This window comes from Streptomyces purpurogeneiscleroticus (genome assembly GCF_020024005.1).
Lineage (GTDB): Bacteria > Actinomycetota > Actinomycetes > Streptomycetales > Streptomycetaceae > Streptomyces > Streptomyces purpurogeneiscleroticus.
This window is the reverse complement of sequence record NZ_NHSG01000208.1, coordinates 21,307-32,409: the sequence shown is the minus strand read 5'-3', so window position 1 is coordinate 32,409 and position 11,103 is coordinate 21,307. Positions and strand designations below refer to the sequence as shown.

The window sequence follows — 11,103 nt, the reverse complement described above, 5'->3', positions numbered from 1 at the left end:
CCGGCGGGGCGACGAACACGCCGCGGTCGGGGTCGTTGAACGACTCCTTGGCGACGAGCTCGTTCATCGGGTTCGCGGTGCCCCACTGGTCGGTGACCTCGGGCTGGGAGAAGTCGTAGACGTGCGGGTGCCAGGTGTCCTCGTCGAGGCACTCCAGCTCGGTGGTGTACTCGATGGTGTTGCCGTGCGGGTCGAGGAAGTACGTGAAGGTGTTGTCGCCCGCCATGTGCCGGCCCGGACCCCAGATCTTGCGGTACCCGGCGCGCATGACACGGCCGGAGCCGCGCATGTACTCGTCCAGGCCGCGCATCTCGAAGGAGACGTGGTGCAGTGCGGTGTGCGGGCCCTGTGCGATGGCCATGGAGTGGTGCTGGTTGCTGATCCGCATGAAGTGCATCACCTCGCCCATGTGGGGTGAGGAGAGCGTGTCGGAGAGGCGGAAGCCGAGGTGGCGTTCGTACCACTCGCGGGTGCGGTTGAGGTCGGGGGAGTTGAGCACGACGTGGCTCAGCTTGACCGGGATGGCCTCCTTCTCCTCGATCTTGCGGTGCTGCCGCACCTCGACGTCGGCGGAGACCTCGATGGTGCGCCCGTCGACGTCGAAGAAGCGGAAGCCGTAGCCGCCGCCGGGCGTGTCGACGCTGCCGGGCCGCGATATCAACTCCACACCGCCCCGCAGAAGTTGCTCGGCCAAAGTGTCCACGGCCGCGGCGTCGGCCGCCCCGTACGAGACGAGGTCCAGGCGCTTCTCATCGGCCTTGCGGAGTCGTACGACGTACTGCTCCGGGGAGCCCTCGGCGGCGAGGAAGGAGATGCCGGAGTCCTCGGCGACCTTGGTCAGGCCCCAGACGCCGGCGTAGAAGCCGAGTTGCTTGTCGTAGTCGGGTACGGCGAGGTCGACGTGGCGCAGGTGGGTGAGCAGGCGTGCACTCATGGGTTCCTCTCAGGTGAGTGGGAGACGGAGCAGTTCGACGGCATTGGCGCCGCGGACGGCGTCGAAGTCGCCCTCGGGCAGGTGAGCGGCGCGCAGTGCGCCGACCGGGTCCTCGGTGCCCATGTCGAAGGGGAAGTCGGAGCCGAGCAGCACCCGGTCGGCCCCGGCGGCCCGGACCAGCTCCCGCAAGACGTGCGGGTCGTGGACGAGGGAGTCGAAGTACAGGCGCTTCAGGTAGCTGCTGGGGAGGTGGGCGCAGCCGGCGCCCGCATCGGAGCGGGCCGACCACGCGTGGTCGGAGCGGCCGATGTGGGTGGGCAGGTAGCCGCCGCCGTGCGCCGCGACGACCTTGAGACCGGGGTGCCGGTCGAGGACACCGGAGAAGATCAGGTGCGACAGGGCGACGGCGTTCTCGGTGGGCTGGCCGACGGTGTTGGACAGGTACCACTGGTCGAGGCGTTCGTCGAGGGTGCAGCCGAACGGGTGCAGGAAGACGACCGCTCCGGTCTCCTCGGCGCGCGACCAGAAGGGCTCGTAGGCCGGGTCGGACAGCTCACGCGCCGGGGCTTGGCTGGAGATCTCCACCCCGGCCAGCCCCTGGGCGAGGGCGTGATCGAGGGCGCGCACCATGTGGGCGGGGTGCTGGAGGGGGACGAGACCGAGGCCGCGCAGCCGGTCGGGTGCCGCCGCGCAGTGCGCGGCGGTGGCCTCGTTGGCGAGCCGGTACACCTTCTCGGCCGTCGCCTCGTCCGCCCAGTAGTGGTAGTGCGAGGGAGACGGGCTGACCAGCTGGATGTCCACGCCCTGGGCGTCCATTGCCGCGAGCCGGGCCCGTACGTCGGTGAGGCGGCCGATCCGCTCGCCGATCATCGGGCCGTTGACCTTCAGCGCGGCGCGGCCGTTGCGGCGGGCATCCAGGGCGCGGGCCTCGGCGTGGCCGGGCAGGCCGTCCACCAGGGCGTCGACCTCCGGCAGCAGGACGTGGGCGTGCACGTCGACGGTGGGCGTGGTCACGGCAGCTCCCGGAGCATGGTCATGGTGCGGCCCATCAGGCCCGGGATGTCGGCGTCGCGAACGCCGTCCAGCTGCCACTGCCCGATCTGCACGGACGCTTCCACGACGGGACGTACGCGGGCTACACGGCGCTCGTAGTACTCCTGGAACAGGGGGTCGTCCCAGGTGTCGGAGGCGGTCAGCAGCTGGGCGAGCACCCAGGCGTCCTCCAGGGACAACGCGGCGCCCTGGGCCAGGGTGGGCGGGCAGCAGTGCGCGGCGTCGCCGACCAGGACGACCCGGCCGCGATGCCAGGAACCCTCGACCAACATCCGGTCGAACCAGGTGTAGTTGACCTTCGCCGGGTCGGTGATGTGCGCGGTGATCTCGGGCCAGTGGCCTCCGTAGTGCTGTGCCAGGGCGCGCATCTCGTCCGCGTAGCTCGCCACGGGTATGGAGGCCCGGTCGCGCTTCGCCTCGACGACATAGGCGTACAGCGTGGTGTCGCTGGTGGGGCAGTACCCGGCGATGTAGGCGGGGCCGCCGTAGGCGAGGTCGGTGCGGATCACACCGGCCGGGCGCGGTGCGGCGACGCGCCAGATGGCCATGCCGGTGGGCTCCGGCCGGTCCGTGATGCCGATGGCCGCGCGGGTGGCGGAGCCCATGCCGTCGGCGGCTATCACCAGGTCGTAGCGGCCCTCGCTGCCGTCGTCGAAGGCCACCGACACGCCGTCGTCGTCCTGCTCCAGGGACGCGGCACGGACACCGAGACGGACGGTGGCGCCGCCGGCCCGCACCGCGTCGCTGAGGATGCCCTGCAGCTGTGGGCGCTGCATGCCGACGGTGGCGGGCAGGTCGTCACCGCCGGTGCGCAGGTCCTCGGCGGCATGCAGGACGGTGCCGTCGGGCGCGGTGATGCCGACCGCGCGGAACGCGTACCCGGACTTCTCCACCAGGTCCCACACGCCGAGTTCACGCAGCACGCGCAGGGCGTTGCCCTGGAGGGTGATGCCGGATCCCGCGGTGGCGTTCCAGTCGTCCTTGGCCTCGATCAGGTCGACCGCGATCCCGGCGCGGCGCAGCAGGATCGTGACCGCGTTGCCGGCCGCGCCACCGCCGATGACGAGGACCGTGCGGGGTGTGCTCATAGGGGAACTACTCCTTTGTCCCTCACGGAGATCTCGGGGAAATCTCAGGGAGATCGAGGGCTACTTGACGGCGATCGGGCTGACGGGCGAGCCGACGGCGCCGGTGACGGGCAGGGGAGCGGCGGCGAGCCAGAAGTCGTACACGCCGTCGTCCGCGCAGTCCGCGGCCAGCGCGTCCAGGTCCCACATCTCGCCGATGAGCAGTCCCATGTTGGGGATGGCGACCTGGTGCAGCGGCTGGAAGGCGTGCTCGAACTCGTTCGGGCGGACCTCGAAGCCCCAGGTGTCCGTGGCGATCGCGGCGATCTCGGTGCGGTGCAGCCAGCCGGCCGTGGTGAACGACAGGCCGGGCGCGGGGCCGCCCGCGTACTCGCCCCATCCCTCGCGTCGGGCCCTGGCGAGCCGTCCGGTGCGCACCACCACGATGTCGCCCCGGCCGACCGTGACGCCGTGCGCCTCGGCTGTCGCGGTGAGGTGTTCCTCGGTGATCGCAAAGCCGTCGGGCAGTTCTCCCCCACTCTCGACTCCGCTCGAGCGGGAGGTGCCCCCACCCTCGCCGATGACGCGGCCCACGTCGAGGAGGACGCCACGTCCGGCGACGTACGGGGCCATGTGCTCGATGCCGGTGACGAGGTCGCCGTCGGAGGTGACGACCTGCTCGGCGGGGCGGCCGTTCCACGCCTTGCCGTGGTCGAATATGTGGCCGAGCCCGTCCCACTGGGTGGAGCACTGCAGCGGCATGGCGATGACGTCGTCGGCGCCGCCGAGCCCGTGCGGGAAGCCCTGGTTGCCGAGCGCGGCGTCGGTGCCGGTGTCGAGCATCGTGTGCACCGGGTTGGTCCGACGCCGCCAGCCCTTCTGCGGGCCGTCCATGTCGAAGCGCTGCGCCAGCGAGAAGCTGACGCCCCGGCGCACGAGCGCGGCCCCTTCGCGGCGCTTGGCCGCGTCGAGGAAGTTGAGGGTGCCCAGCCGGTCGTCCTCGCCCCAACGCCCCCAGTTCGAGAAGGACTTGGCGGCCTCGGCGATGGCGCCCTCGGGGTCGTTCCGGTCCAGGGTCACGACGCCACCTCCGCCACACAGCGGGTGCGCTGCGCGCCGAGGCCGCTGATCGAGCCGTCCATCACGTCGCCGTCGCGCAGCAGCCGTCCCCAGTGCATGCCGTTGCCGGCGGGGGAGCCGGTCAGCACCAGGTCTCCGGGCAGGAGCCGGGCCGTCTGCGAGGCGTAGGACACCATGCGCGCCACGTTGAAGATCATGTCCTTGGTGGACTCGTTCTGCATGGTCTCGCCGTTCAGCTTCAGGACGAGGCGCAGGTCGCCGGGGTCGGCGATCGACTCGGCGGGCACGATCCAGGGACCGAGCGGGGTGAAGCCGGGCGCGTTCTTGCTGCGCAGCCAGTCGGTACCGATCTGCGGCATGTCCCGGCGGAAGACGGTGGCGCGGTCGGTCAGGTCGTTGGCGATCGTGTACCCGGCGACGTACTCCAGGGCCTCCTCCACCGTCACCCGATGCGCGGGCCTGCCGATGACGGCCGCCAACTCCAGCTCCCAGTCCGGCTTTTCGGCCCACACGGGCAGCACCACATCGTCGTACGGGCCCGTGATCGCGCTCGGCAGCCCGATGAACACGTACGGCAGGTCCTCCTCGGCCCGCCGGTCCATGATCTCGGCGGCCTCCGCGCGGCGCTCGTCCTCCGGGCGGTCGTCACCGGGCGCGCGGTGCGCGACGTGCAGGTCGATGACGTGCTGCCGGTAGTTGGCGCCGGACTGGAGGACCTGCCGCGGCTCGACCGGGGCGTGCACCCGGAATTCCGCCAGAGGAGCGCGCTCCACCGTGCCGTCGCCGGCCAGGGTCCGTAGCCGGGGCAGCACCGCGGTCCAGCTCTCCAGCAGCCGACGGGCCGTCAACCGGTCGTCGTCCAGGGCGGTCCGCAGGTCCACGACGCGCTCGTCGGGTGTGACCAGTGCGGGGAAAGCCGGGCGGTCCGGGGCCGACAGGGTCGCGAGGGCGAAGGGCCCGGCGAAGGGCGGGGATACGGGTGCGGGGTTCACAGACATGTCCTCCTGATTGCTGTGGGACTAATGTGGACCCGCCGCCAGCGATCAGGGAAATAGATTGTGTGGATAGCAATAATCCATCACGCAAATTCCTCCTGGTCAGCGCCGAAAAACAAGGGGAACCCGTGAACCTGGCCCGCCTCGATCTCAATCTCGTCGTCGCCCTGCGCGCCCTGCTCGAGGAGCGGAACGTCACCCACGCCGGGCAGCGTGTCGGTCTGAGCCAGCCCGCGATGAGCGCGGCCCTCGCCCGGCTGCGCCGGCACTTCGACGACGACCTGCTCGCCCGCGTCGGCGGCCACTACGAGCTGACCGCCCTCGGCCAGGTGCTCCTGGACCGCACTTCCACCGCCTACGACGTGCTGGAACGCCTCTTCTCCAGCCAGGCCGACTTCGACCCGGCCAAGGAGGAGCGTGAGTTCAGGCTGGTGGCGTCCGACTACGCCGTCGCGGTCTTCGGCACCGAACTCGCCCGCGTGGTGCACGAGGAGGCCCCCGGCATCCGGCTCCGCTTCACCCAGGCCCCGCCCACCGCCGTCGACGACACCGCGACCCTGCTGAGCGCCACCGACGGCCTGCTCATGCCGCACGGTGTGATCAGCGATTTCCCCGCCACCGACCTCTACGACGACCGCTGGGTGTTCCTCGTGGCACAGGACCACCCCAGCGTCGAGGACCGTCTCACCCGGCGGGACCTGGCCCGGCTGCCCTGGGTCACGTACCAGCGCACTTACGACGCCCCCGCGGTCCGCCAGCTGGGCATGCTCGGCATCGAGCCCTGCGTGGAGGTCTCCGTCGACAGCTTCCAGCTCCTTCCCCTGATGATCGCCGGCACCCGGCGCCTCGCCTTGATCCAGGCACGCCTGGCGCGGATGCTGACGCCGATCGCCGCCGTTCGGGTCGTGGAGCCGCCGTACGAGGCGGTGCCGCTGCGTGAAGCGCTGTGGTGGCACCCGGTCCACACGCATGACGCGGCCCACATCTGGCTGCGCGGGACGGCCGCGCGGGTCGGGGCGCGCCTGCCCCGCATGGACGAGGAATGACACGAGGAAGGCGCCTCAACGTCGTTGGCGTGCAGGGTGCGCAGCCGCCACCGACCGCCGACCGCCAACCGCGTTGGAGGAGCGCTTACTTGGCGTCGCGCGCCGTCAGGTCGAGGGCGATGTCGGTGATCATGTCCTCCTGGCCGCCGACCATCTTGCGGCGGCCGACCTCGACCAGGATGGTGCGGGTGTCGAGGCCGTAGCGCCGGGCGGCGGCCTCCGCGTGGCGCAGGAAGCTGGAGTAGACGCCCGCGTAGCCCAACGTGAGGGTCTCGCGATCGACCCGTACCTCGCGGTCCTGGAGGGGCCGTACGAGATCGTCGGCGGCGTCCATGAGGGGGAACAGGTCGCAGCCGTGTTTCCAGCCCATGAGGTCGGCGACCGCGATGAACGCCTCCAGCGGGCAGTTGCCGGCCCCCGCGCCCTGGCCCGCCAGCGAGGCGTCCACGCGGGTGACGCCGTTCTCGACGGCGACGACGGTATTGGCGACGCCGAGTGCGAGGTTGTGGTGGGCGTGGATGCCCAGCTCAGTACCCGGGTCGAGGACGTCGCGGTAGGCGCGGAAGCGGTCCCGTACACCGTCCATGGTCAGGCGGCCGCCGGAGTCGGTGACGTAGACGCAGTGGGCGCCGTAGGACTCCATCAGCTTCGCCTGGCGGGCGAGTTCGGCGGGCTCGGCCATGTGGGACATCATCAGGAAGCCGGCCACGTCCATGCCCAGCTCGCGCGCGGCGCCGATGTGCTGCGCGGAGATGTCGGCCTCGGTGCAGTGCGTGGCGATGCGTACCGAGCGGATGCCGAGCGCGTGCGCCTGCTTGAGGTCGTGCAGGGTGCCGATGCCGGGCAACAGGAGGGTGGTGGGAATGGCTTGCCGGGCCGCGTCGGCGACCGCTTCGATCCATTCCCAGTCGGTGTGGGCGCCGACGCCGTAGTTGATGCTGGAGCCGGAGAGGCCGTCGCCGTGGGCGATCTCGATGGCGGCGACGCCGGCCGCATCCAGCGCCGCGGCGATGGCGCGGGCCTGGTCGGTGGTGTAGCGGTGCCGGACGGCGTGCATGCCGTCCCGCAGGGTCACGTCCTGGACGTACAGGGTGGGCGGAGTGTTCTGGACGGTGTTCTTGACGCTGGTCAACGTGCAACCGCCTTCGAGGAGTTGTGCGCGGCGATGCGCTCTGCGGTGCGCAGTGCCGCTGAGGTCATGATGTCGAGGTTGCCGGCGTAGGCGGGCAGGTAGTGTGCGGCGCCCTCCACTTCGAGGAAGACGGAGACCTTGACCGCGTTCTTGCCGGTGTCCGGCCCGGTCAGGGTGCGCAGCGGATCGTCGGCGGTGACCTTGTCGAACTGGACCTGCTGCTTGAGGCGGTAGCCGGGGACGTATGTCTGCACGTGGGTGACCATCTGCTCCACCGAAGCGGCCACCGCTGCCTCGTCGCAGTCGTCGACCAGGCAGTAGACCGTGTCTCGCATGATCAGCGGGGGCTCGGCCGGGTTCAGGACGATGATGGCCTTGCCGCGCGCGGCGCCGCCGACCTTCTCGATGGCCGCGGAGGTGGTCTCCGTGAACTCGTCGATGTTGGCCCGTGTGCCGGGACCGGCCGAGCGGGAGGAGATGGACGCGACGATCTCGCCGTAGTGGACCGGCGTCACGGCGTTCACGGCGGCGACGATGGGGATGGTTGCCTGGCCGCCACACGTCACCATGTTGACGTTGGTGGCCGCGAGGTGGTCACCGGCGTTGACCGGGGGGACGACGTACGGTCCCAGTGCGGCGGGGGTGAGGTCGACGACCGTCTTGCCGTGCTCGCGCAGCACTTGATCGTGGCGGCGGTGTGCGCCTGCGGAGGTGGCGTCGAAGACGATGCGCACGTCCTGGAACTCGTCCATGGCGACCAGGCCGTCGATGCCCTCGTGAGTGGTGGCGACCTTGAGCCGGCGCGCCCGGGCGAGACCGTCGGACGCCGGGTCGATGCCGGCCATGACGGCGATCTCCAGGCTGTCCGACAGCCTGAGCACCTTGATCATCAGATCGGTGCCGATGTTGCCGGAGCCGATCACGGCGACCTTGGTACGGGGTGCGGATGTCGTGGTGGTCACTGCTGCTCTGCCTTCTGGTCAGGGGCGGGCGGCGCGAAGCCGACGCGCACGGAACCGAGTCCGGAGATGGTCGCCTCGAAACGGCTGCCGGGTGTTGCGGCGGCCATCGGGCCGAGGGCGCCGGTCAGTACGACATCGCCGGCGCGCAGCGGATCACCCATCGCGGCCAGCGTCGAGGCGAGCCACACGGCGGCGTTCAAGGGGCTGTCCAGACAGTCGGCGCCGGTGCCTTGGGACACCTCCTCGCCGTCGCGGGTGAGCGACATGCGTACCGTGCGCAGGTCGACCGCGGTGAGTGGCACCGGCGTACCGCCGAGGACGAACAGGCCGGAGGAGGCGTTGTCGGCGACCGTATCGACCAGGCCGATGTCCCAGTCGACGATCCGGCTGTCGACGATCTCCAAGGCCGGCAGGGCGAAGTCCACGGCGCGCAGCACATCGGCGAGTGTGGTTTCCGGATGCGGCAGGTCGGTGGCGAGGACGAGTGCCACCTCGGCCTCGACCTTGGGCTGGAGCAGCCGCCGGTGCGGCACCGTGCCGCCGTCGGGGACCGTCATGTCGGACAGCAGTGCACCGAAGTCCGGCTGGTCGACGCCCAATTGGCGCTGGACGGCGGGCGAGGTAAGGCCGGTCTTGCGGCCGATCAGGCGACGGCCCTGCGCGAGCCGGCGTTCGACGTTGTGGCGCTGCACGGCATAGGCAGCGGTAACGTCGCCGGCCGGGAGTTGATCACGTACCGGCGGACACGGCACGCCGGCCTGCTCGGCCTCCCAGAGCGCATCAGCCGCCTTGCGTGCCTCTGGGGACAGTGTGTCGGGGGAGTGGGACGACGCCATGGGCAACCTTCCGGGAGGGCGGTGGCGAACAGCTCCTGGATAGAGGACACACGGTGCGTGCAGCAATATTCGTTCCGTGTCACGGAACAAGTCGAACGGCACGGCGCTGGAAAAGGCAGTCGTCCTGCTGGAGTGCTTCACGCCAATGGGCGGCCCGTTCCGTCTGACGGAGCCGGCGGAGCGGGCGGGCTTGCGACGCTCCGTGTGGTCAGCGACGGCAGTCCGGTACTGGCCAGACGCTTCACGGCCGCCGGTCCGCCGGGGTGCCCGCCTGCACCGCTGTCCTCAACGCACTCAACGGCGGCTCCACCACGCCTCCTTCGGACTCCGGAACGATCAAGGGCATCGGCTCGGGCCGCTGCCTCGACGTCCCCGACTCCAGCACCACCGACGGCACCCAACTCCAGCTGTGGACCTGCTCGGGCGGCACCAGCCAGCAGTGGACGTACACCTCCGCCGGCGAGCTGCGGGACTACGGCAGCGAGTGACTGTGGCTGATGCAGCTCTCCTTCTGCTCGAACGGCAGTAACCAGCGCTGGACTCGCACCTGATAGGGACTGCCGCGCTCGAGAAGACGGATCGATAAGGGCCCGCGGCGCGGCTTCCCTCGCCCCCACGAACGCGCTCGTGCGCCGGGGTCGCCGCCATGGTGGCGGCGACCCTCGCGATCGGCATGCTCGCCGGGGGGAATCCGGCGCCCGCTCCGATGGGGCGCACGCGTTCTGCTGGGTCAGCCGCGGCCGGCCCACTCCACGACGATGTCGGCGAACTCCTGCGGCACCTGCTCCGGCGCCGCCACGTGTCCGTCGGACAGCACTCTGGTCGGACAACCGAGCGCCGCAGCGAACTTCGCCAGGGACGGCCGGGAGAACCTGTCGTCGGGGGCGCAGACCGCGAGCGTGCGCGCGGTGATCTTCGGCAGGCGGGGCTCCATGGCGTAGCGGCGCACCGCCTCGTGGCCCTCCTCGACCCGGTCGAGGACGGTCAGCGCATCGATGACGTACCGGGTCAGGGCCGCTTCCTCGCCCGGCTGGTAGAAGGCGCGCCGGTTGTCCCACAGCGCCCGCAGGTGCGTGCCGTCGGGCGCGGGATCGACGGGGTCGACGCTGCCGTGGACGCCGTTGCGCTTCTCGTCGTCGACGAACGAGGTCCCCGAAAGCAGCAGGCTTGCCACGCGGTCCTGGAAGCGGGCCGCCACCTCGACGGCGACCACCCCGCCGGTATGGTGCCCGACCAGGTGGAAGCGGTCCAGGCCGAGCGCCTCGATCAGGTCGCCGACGCCGTCCGCGAAGCGTTCGATGGTGTGCGGCCCATCGGGCTTCGCGGACGCTCCGTAGCCCAGGGTGTCCATCGCGATCGCCCGATACCGGGCACCGACCAGGGGGAGCACGTCGAGGTACTCCGTCCAGGAGCGGGGTGTCTGGTGGAGCAGCAGCACAGGCTCGCCGTCGCCGGACTCCACGTAGTGCAACTGGCCGAAGCGGCTGGAGGCGTAGCCCTTCCGAAGCGTGCTCGCGTCCGTTATGTCCGTCATATCTGGATCGCTTTCGTCACAAGGTCGGCAGCACGGAGGCGCCGACGGCTTCGATGAGGTCGGTGGGCGGGTCGTACGAGCCGACGTGCTGAAGGAACACTCCGCTCACGCGGCGGCGATGTCGCCCTCGGCGGCGCTCACCGAGCGTTCACCAGCGGAGTGTCGACGCCCACCGGGCCGAGGGGAGTCGCCCCGCCGGGGGAGCCGAGCGCGCTGTCGCGACCGGGAAGGACCTCCACGAAGAAGCGCTTGTTGTCCTCGCGGAAGTCCGGGTCCGCCTTGCGGTCCACCGTGATCGCCTGCTCCGGGCAGGCGACTTCGCAGGCGCCGCAGTCGATGCACTCCATCGGGTTGATGTAGAGCTTGCGCTCGCCCTCGTAAATGCAGTCGACCGGGCACTCCTCCACGCAGGACCGGTCCATGATGTCGACGCAGGACGCGCCGATGACGTACGTCATGGTGTA

Annotated in this window: 11 protein-coding genes and 1 pseudogene; 2 read left to right on the top strand and 10 right to left on the bottom strand. The window is 70.7% G+C overall.

Features of this window, described 5'->3' with window-relative positions:
- The 5 genes from CCS38_RS13545 to CCS38_RS13525 all read right to left on the bottom strand — a co-directional run.
- The coding region (locus tag CCS38_RS13545) for a VOC family protein (protein ID WP_223733497.1) at positions 1–934 on the bottom strand (934 nt) is incomplete at its 3' end.
- 9 nt (positions 935–943) lie between these two features.
- Positions 944–1,948: an amidohydrolase family protein gene (locus tag CCS38_RS13540; protein WP_223733496.1), complete on the bottom strand. Its 1,005-nt coding sequence runs from the start codon at positions 1,946–1,948 to the stop codon at positions 944–946.
- Complete coding sequence (locus CCS38_RS13535; protein WP_223733495.1) at positions 1,945–3,075, bottom strand: FAD-dependent oxidoreductase; 1,131 nt, start codon at positions 3,073–3,075, stop codon at positions 1,945–1,947. Before CCS38_RS13535 ends, CCS38_RS13540 begins: the two co-directional genes overlap by 4 nt.
- A gap of 60 nt (positions 3,076–3,135) precedes the next feature.
- On the bottom strand, positions 3,136–4,134 hold the full coding sequence (locus CCS38_RS13530) for a cyclase family protein (RefSeq protein ID WP_223733494.1): 999 nt from the start codon (positions 4,132–4,134) through the stop codon (positions 3,136–3,138).
- Positions 4,131–5,132, bottom strand: a complete 1,002-nt coding sequence (locus CCS38_RS13525) for a fumarylacetoacetate hydrolase family protein (protein WP_223733493.1) — start codon at positions 5,130–5,132, stop codon at positions 4,131–4,133. Before CCS38_RS13525 ends, CCS38_RS13530 begins: the two co-directional genes overlap by 4 nt.
- A 125-nt stretch (positions 5,133–5,257) precedes the next feature.
- Between CCS38_RS13525 and CCS38_RS13520 the strand changes: the two genes are divergently transcribed.
- On the top strand, positions 5,258–6,175 hold the full coding sequence (locus CCS38_RS13520) for a LysR family transcriptional regulator (protein WP_223733492.1): 918 nt from the start codon (positions 5,258–5,260) through the stop codon (positions 6,173–6,175).
- Between the two features lie 85 nt (positions 6,176–6,260).
- Here CCS38_RS13520 and dmpG read toward each other — a convergent pair whose 3' ends face one another.
- From dmpG to mhpD, 3 genes are read right to left on the bottom strand one after another with little or no spacing between them, the layout of a single operon-like run.
- The gene (gene dmpG, locus CCS38_RS13515) at positions 6,261–7,307 is read right to left on the bottom strand and encodes a 4-hydroxy-2-oxovalerate aldolase (RefSeq protein WP_223733491.1); all 1,047 of its coding nucleotides are present in this window, start codon (positions 7,305–7,307) and stop codon (positions 6,261–6,263) included.
- Positions 7,304–8,269: an acetaldehyde dehydrogenase (acetylating) gene (locus CCS38_RS13510; RefSeq protein ID WP_223733490.1), complete on the bottom strand. Its 966-nt coding sequence runs from the start codon at positions 8,267–8,269 to the stop codon at positions 7,304–7,306. Before CCS38_RS13510 ends, dmpG begins: the two co-directional genes overlap by 4 nt.
- The gene (gene mhpD, locus CCS38_RS13505; protein ID WP_223733489.1) at positions 8,266–9,105 is read right to left on the bottom strand and encodes a 2-keto-4-pentenoate hydratase; all 840 of its coding nucleotides are present in this window, start codon (positions 9,103–9,105) and stop codon (positions 8,266–8,268) included. The genes CCS38_RS13510 and mhpD overlap by 4 nt, the downstream gene beginning before the upstream one ends.
- A 266-nt stretch (positions 9,106–9,371) precedes the next feature.
- On the opposite strand from mhpD, the pseudogene CCS38_RS13500 reads away from it, so the two are divergent.
- Positions 9,372–9,590, top strand: a pseudogene (locus tag CCS38_RS13500) (ricin-type beta-trefoil lectin domain protein); the annotation flags it as partial.
- A gap of 245 nt (positions 9,591–9,835) precedes the next feature.
- Here the strand turns inward: CCS38_RS13500 and CCS38_RS13495 are convergent.
- Together CCS38_RS13495 and fdxA are read right to left on the bottom strand one after the other, a co-directional pair.
- A complete protein-coding gene (locus CCS38_RS13495; RefSeq protein WP_223733488.1) occupies positions 9,836–10,639 on the bottom strand; it encodes an alpha/beta fold hydrolase in 804 nt (267 codons plus the stop codon).
- A gap of 137 nt (positions 10,640–10,776) precedes the next feature.
- Entirely contained in the window at positions 10,777–11,097 is a 321-nt protein-coding gene (gene fdxA, locus CCS38_RS13490) for a ferredoxin (RefSeq protein WP_223733487.1), read from the bottom strand.
- Positions 11,098–11,103 lie beyond the last annotated feature (6 nt).

Coding starts and splice junctions, on each gene's coding strand:
- CCS38_RS13495 (WP_223733488.1), bottom strand. CDS start 10,639: ATGACGGACATAACGGACGCGAGCACGCTTCGGAAGGGCTACGCCTCC.
- CCS38_RS13535 (WP_223733495.1), bottom strand. CDS start 3,075: ATGAGCACACCCCGCACGGTCCTCGTCATCGGCGGTGGCGCGGCCGGC.
- mhpD (WP_223733489.1), bottom strand. CDS start 9,105: ATGGCGTCGTCCCACTCCCCCGACACACTGTCCCCAGAGGCACGCAAG.
- CCS38_RS13525 (WP_223733493.1), bottom strand. CDS start 5,132: ATGTCTGTGAACCCCGCACCCGTATCCCCGCCCTTCGCCGGGCCCTTC.
- fdxA (WP_223733487.1), bottom strand. CDS start 11,097: ATGACGTACGTCATCGGCGCGTCCTGCGTCGACATCATGGACCGGTCC.